This window comes from Pseudomonas sp. AN3A02, assembly GCF_011765255.1.
In the GTDB taxonomy this organism is placed as follows: Bacteria; Pseudomonadota; Gammaproteobacteria; order Pseudomonadales; family Pseudomonadaceae; genus Aquipseudomonas.
On the sequence record NZ_JAARNI010000002.1, the window covers coordinates 257,192 to 273,414 of the forward strand.

Annotated in this window: 11 protein-coding genes and 2 tRNA genes; 10 read left to right on the forward strand and 3 right to left on the reverse strand. The window is 62.2% G+C overall.

Annotated elements, in window-relative coordinates; genetic code table 11:
* Positions 1 to 244: 244 nt before the first annotated feature.
* From HBJ59_RS10895 to HBJ59_RS10930, 8 genes are all read left to right on the forward strand, one after another.
* A complete protein-coding gene (locus HBJ59_RS10895; RefSeq protein WP_167663548.1) occupies positions 245 to 2,056 on the forward strand; it encodes a di-heme-cytochrome C peroxidase in 1,812 nt (603 codons plus the stop codon).
* A 31-nt stretch (positions 2,057 to 2,087) separates the two neighbouring features.
* Positions 2,088 to 3,218: a catalase family protein gene (locus tag HBJ59_RS10900; RefSeq protein ID WP_167663549.1), complete on the forward strand. Its 1,131-nt coding sequence runs from the start codon at positions 2,088 to 2,090 to the stop codon at positions 3,216 to 3,218.
* Positions 3,219 to 4,522: 1,304 nt separating this feature from the next.
* Positions 4,523 to 4,621: a K(+)-transporting ATPase subunit F gene (gene kdpF, locus HBJ59_RS32020; protein WP_003219423.1), complete on the forward strand. Its 99-nt coding sequence runs from the start codon at positions 4,523 to 4,525 to the stop codon at positions 4,619 to 4,621.
* A 107-nt stretch (positions 4,622 to 4,728) separates the two neighbouring features.
* A complete protein-coding gene (gene kdpA, locus HBJ59_RS10910) occupies positions 4,729 to 6,435 on the forward strand; it encodes a potassium-transporting ATPase subunit KdpA (protein ID WP_167663550.1) in 1,707 nt (568 codons plus the stop codon).
* 10 nt (positions 6,436 to 6,445) lie between these two features.
* Positions 6,446 to 7,105 (forward strand): K(+)-transporting ATPase subunit C, encoded by a 660-nt coding sequence (kdpC, locus tag HBJ59_RS10915; RefSeq protein ID WP_167663551.1) that lies wholly within the window; start codon positions 6,446 to 6,448, stop codon positions 7,103 to 7,105.
* 11 nt (positions 7,106 to 7,116) lie between these two features.
* Positions 7,117 to 9,189: a potassium-transporting ATPase subunit KdpB gene (gene kdpB / locus HBJ59_RS10920; protein ID WP_167663552.1), complete on the forward strand. Its 2,073-nt coding sequence runs from the start codon at positions 7,117 to 7,119 to the stop codon at positions 9,187 to 9,189.
* Between the two features lie 130 nt (positions 9,190 to 9,319).
* On the forward strand, positions 9,320 to 11,971 hold the full coding sequence (locus HBJ59_RS10925) for a sensor histidine kinase KdpD (protein WP_167663553.1): 2,652 nt from the start codon (positions 9,320 to 9,322) through the stop codon (positions 11,969 to 11,971).
* Entirely contained in the window at positions 11,968 to 12,660 is a 693-nt protein-coding gene (locus tag HBJ59_RS10930) for a response regulator (RefSeq protein WP_003219430.1), read from the forward strand. Before HBJ59_RS10925 ends, HBJ59_RS10930 begins: the two co-directional genes overlap by 4 nt.
* Here the strand turns inward: HBJ59_RS10930 and HBJ59_RS10935 are convergent.
* Positions 12,620 to 13,543, reverse strand: a complete 924-nt coding sequence (locus tag HBJ59_RS10935; RefSeq protein WP_076015286.1) for a LysR family transcriptional regulator — start codon at positions 13,541 to 13,543, stop codon at positions 12,620 to 12,622. The two genes, HBJ59_RS10930 and HBJ59_RS10935, sit on opposite strands and share 41 nt — an antisense overlap.
* A 105-nt stretch (positions 13,544 to 13,648) precedes the next feature.
* Between HBJ59_RS10935 and HBJ59_RS10940 the strand changes: the two genes are divergently transcribed.
* Both HBJ59_RS10940 and HBJ59_RS10945 read left to right on the forward strand, forming a co-directional pair.
* The gene (locus HBJ59_RS10940) at positions 13,649 to 15,187 is read left to right on the forward strand and encodes an MFS transporter (protein ID WP_256670825.1); all 1,539 of its coding nucleotides are present in this window, start codon (positions 13,649 to 13,651) and stop codon (positions 15,185 to 15,187) included.
* The gene (locus HBJ59_RS10945; protein WP_178124262.1) at positions 15,162 to 15,932 is read left to right on the forward strand and encodes an APH(3')-II family aminoglycoside O-phosphotransferase; all 771 of its coding nucleotides are present in this window, start codon (positions 15,162 to 15,164) and stop codon (positions 15,930 to 15,932) included. The genes HBJ59_RS10940 and HBJ59_RS10945 overlap by 26 nt, the downstream gene beginning before the upstream one ends.
* A gap of 84 nt (positions 15,933 to 16,016) precedes the next feature.
* Here HBJ59_RS10945 and HBJ59_RS10950 read toward each other — a convergent pair.
* Positions 16,017 to 16,093 (reverse strand) — tRNA-Asp (locus HBJ59_RS10950).
* A gap of 19 nt (positions 16,094 to 16,112) precedes the next feature.
* Positions 16,113 to 16,188: transfer RNA gene (locus HBJ59_RS10955), tRNA-Val, on the reverse strand.
* Positions 16,189 to 16,223: the final 35 nt, after the last annotated feature.

The following is a 16,223-nucleotide window of genomic DNA, read 5'->3' on the forward strand; positions in this document are numbered from 1 at the left end:
TATTTCCTTGTTCGTGTGCCAAAAGGGCATTCGAGTAAAGTCGCGAGCTTATCAGGCGGCCACGACCAATGGCTACCGGCATGTGAGCAGGAAATTTCTGATAAGTTCACGTGTTTAAAAGCATTTTCATTCAATCCACGACCCTGCAACGGACAGCTGGAGCGCTGGAACCAAGCTCATGGCCACTTGCCGCACTGCTGGCCTGATGGCATAAGAACGCTAGAACTCGACAAGGATAGTTATCTTGCGCATTTTTTCCCGTGTTTTGCTGATGATTTTCATACTGCTGGGCCTGATCCTGGCGGTGGTGCTCTATTACGTGGTCAACCCGAAGCTGCCGGTTTACGTGCCGGTGCAACAGGTGCATTACCAGGATCAATGGAGCGCCGCAGATCGCCAGACGTATTACTTCACGCCCCAGGGCACCCAGGTCAAGGGCCTGCGCTATGACTGGTTCACCGCGCTGGAACTGCCGTTCTCCGAACAGCGTTTCGCCACACCCGAATACCTGGCGCGCTTCGGTTTCCTGGTAGACCCCAAGCAGGTGCCCACCGCGCAAAACCCCGGCAACCTGCCGGTGGGTTTCGCCCGGCATAAAAACCCTGGCAGCAATGATGAGTTCCTCGACATCACGTGCGCCGCCTGCCACACCGGCCAGTTGAACTTCAAAGGCCAGGGCCTGCGGGTCGACGGTGGCCCGGCGCAACATGTGCTGCCGTCCAGCGTACCGACCCTGCGCGGCGGCAGCTTCGGCCAGGCAATGGTCGCCAGTTTGGCCTCGACCTACTACAACCCGTGGAAATTCGAGCGTTTTGCCCACACTGTGCTGGGCCACGACTACAACGACCAGAACGCCGCGCAACTGCGCCAGGACTTCAAGAAGTCCCTGAACAACTTTCTGAAAGTCGCCTGGAACGACACCCACCGCGGCCTCTACCCCACCGAAGAAGGCCCGGGCCGTACCGACGCCTTTGGCCGTATCGCCAACGCCAGCTTCGGCGACGCCATTTCCCCCGACAACTACCGCATCGCCAACGCCCCGGTGGACTACCCGCAACTGTGGGACATCTGGACCTTCGACTGGGTGCAATGGAACGGCTCGGCCCAGCAACCCATGGCCCGCAACATCGGCGAAGCCCTGGGCGTCGGCGCCACCCTGGACTTCTTCGACAGCGCCGGTCAGCCGCTCCAGGGCGATGCGCGCTACGCCTCCAGCGTGCGGGTGCGGGACCTGAATACCATCGAAGAAACCCTGCAACGGCTCAAGCCACCCACCTGGCCTGAAGACCTGTTCGGCGCCATCGACAAACCACTGGCCGCCCAAGGCCGCGCGTTGTTCACCGAAAACTGCGCCGGCTGCCACGTACCGACAGTTTCCCAAGTCGATGGCCGCCCGGTGCGCCAGTTGAAAATGCTCCCGGTGGAAGTCATCGGCACCGACCCGACTACCGCCAACAATATCGCTGACCACCGCTTCGACCTCAGCGCCCTGCAATGGGACCCGGCGGAGTTGGCGAAAATGAACGTCGAACTGCACCCCACCCCCACCGAGCCGCTGGACCTGCGCAGCATTTCTTCAGCCAAAGGCCTGGCGTACATCACCGCCTTTGTCGAAGACCACGCCTACCGTGCCGCCGGCGTGACACCTGCCGAACGTCCGCGCCTGGACGGCTTCGGCCTGCCCATCGGCGTGCGCGAATTGCGTGCCTACAAGGCACGGCCACTGGCCGGGGTATGGGCGACACCGCCGTTCCTGCACAACGGTTCGGTGCCGACGATCTATCAATTGCTCTCGCCTCAGGACGAGCGCAGCCCGACCTTCTATAAAGGCACCTTCGAATACGACCCGCGCCACCTGGGCTATCAAACCGCGGCGTTCCCCAACGCGTTCCTGTTCGATACGCGCATCACCGGCAACCACAACAGCGGCCACGAATTCCGTGCCGGGCAGCGTGGCAACGGGGTCATCGGCCGAGGCTTGCTGCCTCAGGAACGCTGGGCGCTGCTGGAATATTTGAAAGTGCTGGGTGGCCCGCTGGAACAGCAACTGCCCTGACTCAACCGACTTCGCAGAAAAGGATTTTTAAATGCTCGCTCGACTTTGGCTGCGCCTCGGCGCGTTTCTTGTCAAGACCCTGTTGTGGCTGTTGGGCCTGGGCCTGCTGGGCTGGTTGCTGTCCACCCTGTGGTTCGCCTGGCAACACAGTGGCCCGGTGTCGCCGGATGAACAGATTCCACCGGGTGAAGCCGCCATGACCCAGGGCATCATCCAGACCGCGGTGCGCATCGTCGACCAACATCGCGAAGGCACGCGTTACCTGCGGGATGCGCATGCCAAGGCCCATGGCTGTGTAAAGGCCGAGGTCAGCGTACTGCCGGACCTCGACCCGGCATTGCGCCAGGGGGTGTTCGCGGAGCCCGGCAAGACTTGGCAGGCGATGATGCGTTTGTCCAACGGCAATGCGTATCCGCAGTTCGACAGCATCCGGGATGCCCGGGGCATGGCGATCAAATTGCTGGATGTGCCAGGCAAGCAACTGCTCGCGGATCAGCAAGCGCGGGGTGAGCAGGACTTTGTGATGTTCAGCCATCCGAACTTTTTTGTCAGTGATGTGGCGGAGTATGCGCAGAACGTTTCGGCTCAGGCGGATGGCAAGAAGGTCCTGGCGTTCTTCCCCGGGGTGGATCCGCGCAGTTGGCAGGTGCGGCATCTGTTTATCGCGCTGGCGACGTTGGCGCCGCCGCCGGTGAGTCCTACGCAGACGACTTATTTCTCGGTGTCGCCGTATAAGTTTGGGGCGGCGAATGCGAAGTTTCGGGTGGCGCCGGATCCCCAGGGGTGTCCTGCGTATGTGCTGCCTAAACAGAATCAGGATCTGCCGAACTTTTTGCGCAGTGCGTTGAATCAGCAACTGTCGACGGACCGGGTGGCGGCGTGTTTTGTGTTGCAGATTCAGCGGCAGAATCCGCAGAAGTTCATGCCGATCGAGGACACCAGCATTGAATGGAAAGAGAGTGATGCGCCGTTTGAGACGGTGGCCAAGGTGGTGATTCCGGCGCAGGATTTTGATACGCCGGCGTTGAATCTGGCTTGTGATAATCAGTCGTTTAATCCGTGGTTTGGGGTGGAGGCGCATCGGCCGATTGGGGGGATTAATCGGTTGCGTAAGGCGGTGTATGAGGCGGTCAGTGATTATCGGCATAGCCGGAATTTGTAGCTCTGCGGTGTTGGGTACATATCCGTTGCTGCGGTCAGGGCTGCTATTGGTTCCGCTCTTACAGCGGGTCACTTTTGGAAAAGAGCCCCAAAAGTAACCAAAAGGGCTCTTGCCCCACCACTCGGCACCTCGCTTGGGCTCGGTGTGCCCTCACTCCGGCTTTGGACCGTGGGCCGCCGCGATGGGCCATCCTTGGCCCAGCGCGGCTAACCCGGCGTCCTGCCGGGTTACCCACGCTCCAAAGCCTGCGTTCGGCCAGCGTGGTTTAACGGGGCGCCTAAGATCAAGATCAAAAGCAGATCAAGGGCACAGCGGCCTACAGGCCGGCTTGAGTGTGGTGAAGCAACAGCAAAAGCCAAATCAAAAGCTAAAGCGGGCACGGTCCAAATGTGGGAGCGGGCTTGCTCGCGAAGGTCGTTAACGATGACGCGGGCATTCAGGATGAACGCGGCGTTCTCAGGTTTTTCGCGAGCAAGCTCGCTCCTACAGAAAAGCAGCCCTGCTTTCGCTCTGGATCTTGCCTCTGCTTCACCACACTCAAGCCGGCCGGTAGGCCGCTGTGCTCTTGCTTTTGATTTTGATCTGACTGCCCCATTCAGCCCGAGGCCGAACGTAGGTATTGCGGAGCGGGTAAACCGGCAGGACGCCGGTTTAGCCGCGCCGGGCCATGGATGGCCCGTCGCGGCGGCCCGCTTCGCGGTGCCGGAGTGAGGGAACGCCGAGCCACAGCGAGGCGCCGACAGGCGGGGCAGAGCGTTTTGGTTACTTTTGACTGGGCCGGCATTCCGGCTTTTCAAAAGTGACCCGCTGTAAGAGCGGAACCCTAAGTAGCCGTTACCTAAAAAACGGATATACACACAACAGCCACGTAAAGATTCCGTATAGATTCAACCCCAGCCATAACGTTTATGTCGTCTCTATTGAGCAACTAATCCCCCCTCCACTACTGTGAACTCCACACCAATCACCCCCGTAGGAAGTCATCGTGGAAAGTTCAACTTTAGGCATGATCGTCCTCTCAATGATCGCCCTGTTCGGCGCCGCCGCCTTCTGCTTCGAACAACTCGCCACCCGCGAATCAAAGAAAAAGAAAGCCAAATAAGCTGATCATCAAAAGCAGCAGAACCCCAGACTTTCAAGGGATACCCCACCCCCGGGCTATCCCTTGTTTTCGTTCGTCCACCACAAAACTATCTATACACCGTCTCAATACCCACGCCCGCAATCAGTGCCCGAACTTGATACCCAACCTCTTAACCTCCCCGCGTCCGCAATCGCGGCTTATTAATCAGGGGAGTTCCACCGTGCTCACACTCAAGTTCATCTATATCGCCAGCGGCTTATGCGCCGTCGGGCTGTTCGCTTATCTGGGCTATGCCCTCATTCGCGCCGAAAAGTTCTAGGGAGCCCGCCATGTACGACGTGATTTTTGTAGGCCTCTCCCTGGTGTTTTTCGCCACGACAGCCATGGCCATTGTCGCCATGGGCAAGATTTGAACGGAGCCTCGACATGCTAAGCACTTTGCTGGAATTTGCGCTGGTCCTGGGGTTGATGACAGGGCTCGCCGTGCTGATGGGCAAGTGGCTGACCCGGGTCTTTACCGGAACCCGCCACGCCCTGCCGGAACGTTATACCTATCGCCTGCTGGGCATCGACCCACTGGAAACCATGGGCTGGGCCCGCTACGGTTCGGCCCTGCTGCTGTCGAACGCGGCGATGATGCTGCTCGGCTATATCATCCTGCGGCTGCAAACCGTCATGCCGATCAACCCGCTCGGGCTGGCCGCGCAAACCCCGGACCTGGCGTTCAACACCGCCGCGTCCTTTATCACCAACACCAACTGGCAGGCGTACTCGGGCGAAACCAGCCTGTCGAACTTCAGCCAGATGGCGGTGATTACGTTCCTGATGTTTGTCGGCGCTACCTCGGGCGTGGTCGCCGCTGCGGGGTTTATCCGTGGCTTGAGCCGCTCAAGCTCGGCGGATATCGGCAACTTCTGGGTCGACTTCACCCGCCCCCTGTACCGCGTGATGCTGCCGCTGTGCGTGGGCATGGCCCTGGTCTATGTGTGGCAAGGCATGCCGCAGACCTTTTCCTCCCAAGCCCTGGCCACAACGCTTGAAGGCGCGCAGCAACAACTGATTGTCGGCGCCGTGGCGAGCTTTGAATCGATCAAGCATATCGGCACCAACGGCGGTGGCTTCTTCAGCATGAACGCCGCGCACCCGTTCGAAAACCCGACGCCGCTGACCAACACCCTGCACATCCTCAGCATGTTGCTGATCCCGTCGGCACTGACTTACACCTTCGGCAGCATGCTGCTGCAACGCCGTCAGGGCTGGGTGTTTTTCGGTACCTTCCTGGTGATGTTTATCGGCTTCCTCGCACTGGTGTATGGCGCCGAGCAAAACGGCAACCCGCTGCTGACCCAGGCCGGTGCCAACCAGACGCTGTCCATCGAGCAAAGCGGCGGCAATATGGAAGGCAAGGAGCTGCGTTTCGGCATCGCCGACAGCAGTCTGTTTATTGCCACCACCACAGCGGCCACCACCGGTTCGGTCAACGCGATGCACGACTCATTGACCCCCATGGGTGGCTTCGTGCCCCTGGCGCAGATGATGCTCAACTGCGTGTTCGGCGGCGACGGTGTGGGCTTTATCAACCTGATCCAGTACGCGCTGCTGACGGTGTTTCTGGTGGGCATGATGATCGGCCGCAGCCCGGAATTCCTCGGCAAGAAGATCGAGGCCCGGGAGATGAAACTGGTGATGCTCTCGGTGCTCGCGCACCCCATCAGCATCCTCGGTTTCACCGCCCTCGCCGCCCTGTGGCCCGACACCATGGCCAGCCTGAATAACCTCGGCCCCCACGGTTTCAGCGAGGTGCTCTACGCCTACACCTCGGGCACCGCCAACAACGGTTCGGCGTTCGCCGGGCTGAACGCCAACACGCCGTTTTTCAACACCACTATTGGCCTCGCGATGCTGGTCGGGCGCTTCTTCACCATGCTGCCGATGCTCGCCGTGGCCGGTTCCCTGGCGATGAAAAAGACCGTGCCTGCCGGTGCCGGGACCATTCCCACCGCAACCCCGCTGTTCATGGTGCTGGTGGTGTTTGTGGTGCTGGTAGTCGGTGGCCTGACTTTCCTGCCGGCGCTCGCGCTCGGCCCGCTGGTGGAGCAACTGCAGTTGCTGTCCGGCCAGACGTACAACTAAGGACACGTTGATGACGACTCAATCGATATTCAAAGGGCTGTTGCGCCCGGTGCTGGTTTCGGCGGTGTTTTTCATGGCGCTGACCGGCCTCGCCTACCCGATCTTCACCACCTTTGCCGCGCAGTTGCTGTTCCCGTTCCAGGCCCAGGGTTCGCTGATTGAACGCGACGGCCTGGTGATCGGCTCGGCGTTGATCGGCCAGGACTTCACCAAGCCCGGCTACTTCCACGGCCGCCCGAGCATGACCCTCGGCGCAGACCCGCAAGACCCGAGCAAAAGCGTGTCGCAGCCTTACAACGCCGGCTCCAGCGGCGCCAGCAACCTGGGCCCTACCAGCCAGAAACTGGTAGACCAGGTCGCAGCCCGAGCTAAAGCCTACCGCCAGGACAACGACCTCGCCGCCGACGCCCAGGTGCCGGTGGATGCGGTCACCGCTTCCGCCTCCGGCCTGGACCCACATATCTCCGTGGCCAACGCGCGCATCCAACTGGCTCGGGTCGCCCGCCTGCGGCAGATCCCCGAAGCCGATCTGCTGCAACTGGTGAACGAAAACACCGCCGCCCGCACCCTCGGTTTGCTCGGCGAACCACGAGTCAATGTGCTGCAACTCAACCTCGCGCTGGACGCCCGCCTGCCTTCGCGCCAGCCCTCCATTGCGGCCAGTGAGTAAGAGATTCCCCCATGATCAAGAATGCTCGTTTACCTCTGTTTGATCGCGCCATCGTGCTCACCGCTTGCGGGGATGCGTTCAAGAAACTGCTGCCCCAGGCGCAGTGGAAAAACCCGGTGATGTTCGTGGTGTACCTGGGCAGCCTCCTCACCACGCTGCTGTGGTTCCAGTCCCTCGGTGGCCAGGGTGAAGCCCCCAGCGGGTTTATCCTGAGCATCAGCTTGTGGCTGTGGTTCACCGTGCTGTTCGCCAACTTCGCCGAGGCCCTGGCCGAGGGTCGCAGCCGCGCCCAGGCCGCCAGCCTGCGGGGTATGAAACGCCAGACCCTGGCCAAGCTGCTGCAGCAACCGAAGCACGGCGCGGCGTGGCTGCCGACCGAAGCGACGCTGTTGCGCAAGGACCAGGTGGTGCTGATCGAAGCCGGCGACCTGGTGCCGCTCGATGGCGTAGTGATCGAAGGCGTGGCCTCGGTGGATGAAAGCGCAATCACCGGCGAATCGGCACCGGTGATCCGCGAAGCCGGCGGCGACTTTTCCTCCGTCACCGGCGGCACGCGGGTGTTGTCGGACTGGCTGGTGGTGCGCATCAGCGTCAACCCGGGTGAGTCGTTCCTCGACCGCATGATCTCGATGGTCGAATCCGCCAAGCGTCAGAAAACGCCCAACGAAGTCGCCCTGACAATTTTGCTGGTGGGCCTGACGCTGTTGTTCCTCCTGGTGATCGCGACGCTGAGCCCGTACTCGATCTTCGCCGTGGCCATGAGCGGCAGCGGCAGCGTGGTCAGCGCTACGGTGCTGGTGGCGTTGCTGGTGTGCCTGATCCCCACCACCATCGGTGGCCTGCTCTCGGCCATCGGCGTGGCGGGCATGAGCCGCATGATGTCGGCCAATGTGATCGCCACTTCTGGCCGTGCGGTAGAGGCGGCGGGCGACATCGATGTATTGCTGCTGGACAAGACCGGCACCATCACCCTGGGCAATCGCCAGGCCAGCAGTTTTCTTCCGGCGCCGGGCATCAAGGAAGCCGACCTGGCCGACGCTGCACAACTGGCGTCCCTGGCCGATGAAACCCCGGAAGGCCGCAGCATTGTGGTGCTGGCCAAGCAGAAGTTCGACATCCGTGCGCGGGACATCAATGCCCTCGGCGCAAGCTTTGTGCACTTCACCGCGCAGACTCGCATGAGCGGCGTCGACCTGCCCGAAGGCCGCGGTATTCGCAAGGGTGCGGCGGATGCCATCCGCAGTCATATCGAAGCGTTGGGCGGGAGTTTTCCGGCAGCGTTGCAGGCCAAGGTCGACGAAGTGTCGCGACGCGGCAGCACCCCGCTGGTGGTGTCCGACGGTTCAAAAGCACTCGGCGTGGTAGAGCTAAAGGACGTGGTCAAGGGCGGCATCAAGGAGCGCTTCGCCGAACTGCGGCGCATGGGCATCAAGACCGTGATGATCACCGGCGACAACCGCCTGACCGCCGCCGCGATTGCGGTGGAAGCCGGCGTGGATGACTTCCTCGCCGAGGCCCGCCCGGAAGACAAGCTGCAACTGATCCGCGACTACCAGGCCCAGGGCAAGCTCGTGGCCATGACCGGCGACGGCACCAACGACGCCCCGGCACTGGCCCAGGCCGACGTGGCGGTGGCGATGAACAGCGGCACCCAGGCGGCGAAAGAAGCCGGCAACATGGTCGACCTCGACAGCAACCCGACCAAGCTGATCGAAGTGGTCGAAGTGGGCAAGCAGATGCTGATGACTCGTGGTGCACTGACCACCTTCAGCGTGGCGAATGACGTGGCGAAGTACTTCGCGATCATCCCGGCGGCGTTTGTCGCGACCTATCCGCAGCTCGGCGCGCTGAACGTGATGCACCTGACCAGCCCCAACTCGGCGATTCTCAGCGCGGTGATTTTCAACGCGTTGATCATCGTGGCGCTGATTCCTCTGGCCCTGCGCGGCGTGACTTACCGGGCGATTGGCGCGGCGGCGTTGCTCAATCGCAACCTGCTGATCTATGGCCTGGGCGGGGTGCTGGTGCCGTTTGCCGGGATCAAGCTGATTGACATGGTGCTGACCGCGTTAGGTCTCGTGTAGCACCCGATCCACTGTAGGAACGAGCTTGCTCGCGAAGGGCGTCAACGATAACGCGGGAAACCTGACACCCAACGGCGCTCTCCGGTTTTTCGCGAGCAAGCTCGCTCCTACAGTCCATTTGAGGAATGACATGCCCGCATTAAACGAAGAACGCCCCGACCCCGACGCCCTCCTCGCCCGGGTCCAGCAGGAAGAACAGGCCGCCTTGCGCGGCAAATTGCGTATCTACTTCGGCTCCAACGCCGGGGTGGGCAAGACCTGCGCCATGCTCGATGCGGCGCAACGGGAAGTCAGCCTGGGCCGCGACGTACTCGCCGGCGTGGTGGAAACCCACGGCCGCCAGGAAACCGCCGAGCTGCTCAACGGCCTCGAACAACTGCCCCGCGCCCACCGTGTGCACCGCGACTTTGCCCTCACCGAATTCGACCTCGACGCCGCCCTGCAACGCCATCCCGCCGTGGTGCTGGTGGATGAACTGGCCCACAGCAACGTGCCCGGCTCACGCCACCCGAAACGCTGGCAAGACGTGGAAGAACTGCTCAGCGCCGGCATCGATGTGTGGACCACCCTCAACGTCCAGCACCTGGAAAGCCTTAACGATCTGGTCAGCGGAATCATCGGCATTCGCGTACGGGAAACCGTACCGGACCATGTGTTCGACAACGCCCACGAAGTGATCGTCGTGGACCTGCCGCCGGATGATCTGCTGCAACGCTTGAAGGACGGCAAGGTGTACCTGGGCCCCCAAGCCGAGCGCGCGTCGCGGCATTTTTTCCGCAAGGGCAACCTGTTGGCCCTGCGGGAACTGGCCCTGCGCCGCACCGCCGACCGGGTCGACACGCAGATGCGCGTGTACCGTCGCGAACAATCGATCAAGACCCTCTGGCCCGCCCGCGAGCGGTTGCTGGTAGGCGTGGCCGGTGACGCCGGTGATGAGCGCCTGGTGCGTGAAGCCGCACGCCTGGCGCAAAAGCTTGAGGCGGACTGGATCGTGGTGCACGTCGCCTCCGCCCAGGGGCGCGGCGCCAAGCGTTACCTCACGGCGATGAAAACCCTGGCCCTGGCCAGCGAGTTTGGCGCCGACACCGCAACATTGCCGGGCATGGACGTCGCCGAAGCGCTGGCCGCCTGTGCCCGGGAACACAATGCCAATCGCCTTGTGCTCGGCCATCATCCGCGCCGGGCATGGCGGTTCTGGCACCAGTCGGTGGGCGACCGGATCAGCCGGCACCATCCGCAGATCGACCAGATCGTGATTGCCCACGGCGTGTTGCCGGGCACTGCACCAGCCATTGAAAAACCCACGCCAGCGCCCGGCAGAACCCTGGCCTACCTCTGGGCCACCCTCGCCTGCTTCACCGCCAGCGCCATCGCCTCGCTGCTGCTGCAAGTGTTCGAGCTGGCCAACGTGGTGATGCTGTTCCTGCTCACGGTGGTGCTGGTGGCCCTGCGTTTTGGACGCGGCCCCGGCGTGTGGGCGGCGATGCTGGCGGTGCTGTGTTTCGACTTCTTTTTCGTCCAGCCGCGCTACTCATTTACCGTCAACGACACCCAGTATTTTTTCACTTTCGCGCTGATGCTCGGCATCGCCCTGATCACCGGGCAACTCACCGCGCGCCTGCGCCACGAAGCGCGCACCGCCGCCGCTCGAGAACGCCGTGCAACCTCACTGGCACGCCTGGCCCGGGACCTGTCGGCGGCGTTGACCGTGGAGCAGATCAGCGAAGTGGCGCTGCGCACCTTCAGCGGCGTGTTCGAAGCACGGGTCGGCCTGGCCTTGCCGGACGCCGCCGATGGTGTGCACAGCGTGGGGGCGGGCGGGTTGCCGATCGACGACAGCATCGCTCAATGGACCTACGATCACGGCCAATCCGCCGGCCAGGGCACCGACACCTTGTCCGCCGCCAAGGGTTGCTACCTGCCGCTCAAGGCGCCGATGCGCGTGCGCGGCGTGCTGGTGCTGGAACTGGCGCAAAGCGAACGCCTCAACGAGCCCGAAGAACGCCGCCTGCTGGAAGCCTGCATGAGCCAACTGGCGATTGCCCTGGAGCGCGTGCACTTTGTCGAAGTGGCGCAAAGCACGTTGGTGCAGATGGAAGGCGAGAAGATGCGCAACACCTTGCTCGCGGCGATTTCCCACGACTTGCGCACGCCCCTGACCACACTGATCGGCGCCGCCGACACCGCCCTGCCCCATGCACCGCCGGGCCCGCTGACCGAGTTGCTACACGGTATTCATGAGCAGGCGACCTCAATGCAACGCCTGATCGAAAACCTGCTGGACATGGCCCGCATGCAAGAGCGCGGCGTGCGGCTCAACCGGCAATGGCATTTGCTGGAGGAAATCGTCGGCAGCGCCCTGCGCCAGTTGCGCGAACCACTGGCCCGGCATGTGCTGCACACAACGCTGGACCCGCAATTGCCGCTGGTGGAAGTCGACGCGCTATTGATCGAACGGGTGTTGGTCAACCTGCTGGATAACGCCGCCAAGTACACCCCGCCGGGCACAGTCATTACCGTGGCCGCCCGCGCCGTTTCGGACAGCATCCTGCTGGAAGTCAGCGACACTGGCACGGGCAGCGCGCCGGCCAATCTGTTCGAACCGTTTGCCCGTGGCCAGCAGGAATCCTCGGTCGCCGGGATCGGCCTGGGGCTGGCCCTGGCCAAACGCATCGTCGAAGCCCACGGCGGGCGCATCGAAGCCAAACCCGGCCGCGAGTGCGGCATGCATTTCGTCATCACTTTACCGGCGGGCACCCCGCCCCCAATGGACGCCCTATGAGCACTGCACGCATTCTGATTGTTGAAGACGAGGCCAATATCCGCCGTTTTGTCGGCATTGCCCTGCAGGATGAGGGCTTCCAGGTGTTCGAAGCCGACAGCGTCAAGCGCGCGTTGATCCACGCCTCCAGCCGCCAGCCAGACCTGGTAATCGTCGACCTCGGCCTGCCGGACGGCGACGGCAAACAGTTGATCAGCGAGCTGCGGGGTTGGCTGGCGGTACCGATCCTGGTGTTGTCGGCGCGGGATCGCGAAGAGGAAAAAGTCGCCGCACTGGACGCCGGCGCCGATGACTACCTGACCAAGCCCTTCGGCGTGCCCGAGTTGCTCGCGCGCATCCGTGCGCAACTGCGTCGGCACGGGCAAACCGGCACCGTGGCGGCCACCAGCAAGGTGGCGTTTGGTGATATCGAAGTGGACCTGGCGACCCATGAAGTGTGGCGCCAAGGCCTGCCGGTGCACCTGACGCCCATCGAATACCGCCTGCTGTGCGCGATGATTCGCGGGCAGAGCCGGGTGCTCACCCATCGGCAGTTATTGCTCGAAGTGTGGGGCCTGGATTACGTGGACCGCGCCCACTATCTGCGGGTGCATATGGCGCATCTGCGGCAGAAGCTGGAGGCCGACCCAGCCCAGCCGCAGTACTTCATTACCGAGTTGCAGGTGGGCTACCGACTGGTGGGCTTGTGAACAGGTGCGCGGCAGCGAAGTCGACAAACACGCGGATCTTCGGCGAGAGATGCCGGCTGGACGGCCACAGCGCCCAGAACTGCCCCTGATCGTCGGAATCGCCGTCGAGCACGATTTCAAGCTGGCCCTGGGCGAGTGCTTCGCGGGCCAGGAAGTCTGGCACGTAGGCAATCCCATGGCCGTCCATCGCGGCCCGGAGCATGGCTTCCATGTTGTTCAAGGTCAGGGCGGTGGGCAGGCGCAACTGGGTAATGGCCGGGTTGGCGGATAAGGTCCAGTCCATGATTTTTCCAGTGGTGGCGAAGCGGTAACGCAAACACGGATGATGCTCCAAATCGCTCAAGGACTCCGGCCGACCGTTGGCCCGAAGGTAATCGGGTGATGCACACAGCACAAACCTGAACGGTCCCAGTTTGCGGGCCATCAGGGTCGAGTCTGCGAGGCCGCCGCTGCGGATGACCACGTCGAAGCCCTCTTCGATCACGTCCACCAGGTGGTCGTTGAAATCCAGCTCCAGCTCGATCTCCGGGTAGGCTTTGCGGAACGCCATCATGTGGGGAAAGAGGAAGCGATAGCCGATGGTGGGCAGGCTGACCCGCAGCTTGCCCCGGGGCGCCTGCATCGCATGGGAAAGCATGGCGCGGGCGTCTTGCAAATCATCGAGAATTTTCCGACACCGTTCGTAGAACAGCAGGCCTTCGGCGGTGAGGCTGACCTTGCGCGTGCTGCGGTGCAACAGCCGAACATTAAGTGACGCCTCAAGCTTGGCGACATTCTTGCCCACCGCCGACGCGGAAATCCCCATTGCCCGGGCCGCACCGGTGAAGCTCAGGGCCTCTGCCGTTTTGACGAAGGCGATCACGCCGCTCAGGTTATCGGTCATGTCATTGCATCCATAACGTCCGTTATGAACGGAATGTAAGCCCGTTTATCCGTGATTGCATCCTGATTAGAGTCTTTTAACCTTCAGAATCGCGGGAATATCCCTATGAACACTACAACCGAATCGTTGCCCGCCCATGGCCGATACTCCATCCTGGCCGCAATTTGCCTGGCTGCCCTGGTATTGCCCATGAGCTTTACCGGTGGCGCCGTCGCCACGCCTTTTATCGGCCAGGCATTTGCCGCCCAGCCCAGCCAACTGGCGTGGATCACCAACGCGTTCATGCTGAGTTTCGGCAGCCTGTTGATGGCCGCCGGCACCCTCGCCGACCTGTATGGGAGAAAGCGTCTTTTTTTGTGGGGCATGGCGCTGTTTACCGTGGTCTCCTTGTTGCTGGCAGTGGCACCGGGAATTTTCTGGCTGGATGTGTTGCGTGGTGTGCAGGGCGTCGCGGCAGCCACGGCACTGGCCAGTGGCTGTGCGGCGCTGGCACAGGAGTTTGACGGCCATGCACGTACCCGCGCCTTCAGTTTGCTGGGCACTACGTTTGGTGCAGGCTTGGCGTTTGGGCCATTGCTGTCGGGGGTGCTGATCGAACACTGGGGCTGGCGCTCGATTTTTCTCGGCACCGCACTATTGGCCGGTATTTCGCTGCTGTTTGCCGCGCCCAAAATGCGCGAAAGCCGCGACCCGCAAGCGCTGCGGCTGGACACATCAGGCGTACTGACGTTTTCCGCGATGCTGGTAGCCCTGACCACGGCGGTGATCCTCGCCCCGGAGCACGGCTGGTCATCGCTGATGGTTGAATCTCTGCTGATAGCGGCGGCAGTGTTTTTGCTGGTGTTTATCCTCGTCGAAAATCACTCAAGCCAACCGATGCTGGAGCTGCGGCTGTTTCGCTTCCCGCGCTTTATTGGCGTGCAGCTCCTGCCGATCGGCACCTGTTACTGCTACATCGTGTTGATCGTGTTGCTGCCCCTGCGGTTTATCGGCGTGGAAGGCGCAAGCGCGCTGGACGCGGGTTTGATGATGCTGGCGTTGTCGGCACCGATGCTGGTGGTGCCGATGATCGCCGCAGCGCTGACGCGCTGGCTGTCGGCAGGTGTGTTGTGTGCCATTGGCTTGCTGATCGCAGCGGCGGGCCTGTGGGGATTAAGCCTGGCCCACCAGCCTGGGCAGACTGTCGCTGCGATGCTGGTCATCGGAATCGGCACCGGGCTGCCGTGGGGCTTGATGGATGGTTTGGCGATCAGCGTGGTGCCCAAGGAGCGTGCGGGAATGGCGGCGGGGATTTTCAATACCACCCGCGTGGCCAGTGAAGGCGTGGCGCTGGCGATTACGATGGCGGTATTGGGCGCATTGGTTGCGCACCACTTGCGCGGGAGCGCAGCGGCGGATGTTTCGGTGATTGCCCAAGCGCTGGTGATGGGCGATGTCCTGCAGGCCGGCACGACGATTCCGCTGGCGCAATTGCGCGCGGCCTACACGGCCGGGTTCAACACATTGCTCCAACTACTGGCTGGTTTCACGCTGGTCACGGCCTTGGTGGTCTTGGTGTTTTTACGGCGCCAGGATGCGCTGGATGGAAGCAATACGAAGAAAATGGAAGAATGCGCGCATGACTATTCCAAAAAAATGGCGTGACCAATTCCCCAACGCACTCATCGAGCCACAGACCATTGGCGAGTCGGGAGCCGACGTCTTCCGCCTGCTCCGGGACAACGGTGAGGATCTGTTCCTGAAATCCGAGCCCATCGGCCCACACGCCGAGTTGCCCGACGAGATCAAGCGGCTGCGCTGGCTCCAGCAATCGAACTTGCCTGGGCCTGCCGTGCTGGATGTGCTCACGGAAAACCATCGCCACTGGCTGCTGATGAGCGCCGTCCCGGGGCAGGATCTGGCCGGCGCCAGCGACCTATCTGCGCCGCAGGTCATCCACCTGGTGGCGAGCGCACTGCGCAGCCTGCACCAGGTGTCGATTGCACAGTGCCCGTTCGACCACTCACTGGAACACCGTATTGCGGCCGCCGGTAATCGCGTGAACGCAGGGCTGGTTGACGAGACCGACTTCGACGATGAACGCCTGGGCCGAACCGCCACGGATGTATTCGCCGAACTGCTGTCGACGCGCCCCGCCGCCCATGACCTGGTGGTGACCCACGGCGATGCCTGCCTGCCAAACTTCATGGCTGAGGGCGATCACTTCAGTGGTTTCATCGATTGCGGCCGCCTGGGCATCAGTGACCGTTATCAGGACCTTGCACTGGCCGCCCGTAGCATCGAGCGCAATCTCGGAGCGGCCTGGGTGGCGCCGTTCTTCGAGCAGTACGGCGTCGAACCCGATGAGCAGCGCATCGCGTTCTACTGCTTGCTGGACGAGTTTTTCTAAACCCAAACCCCAGACAGCAAAAAGCCCGCTCAATGAGCGGGCTTCTCGTGGTACCTGGCGTTCAGCGTTCCAGGTGACCGAATATGGCGCAGCGGACGGGACTCGAACCCGCGACCCCCGGCGTGACAGGCCGGTATTCTAACCGACTGAACTACCGCTGCGCGTAACACTGGAAGCGAATGGTGGGTGATGACGGGATCGAACCGCCGACATTCTGCTTGTAAGGCAGACGCTCTCCCAGCTGAGCTAATCACCCTTCACTTTCGGTGTGGGGCGCATTCTATAGTAATT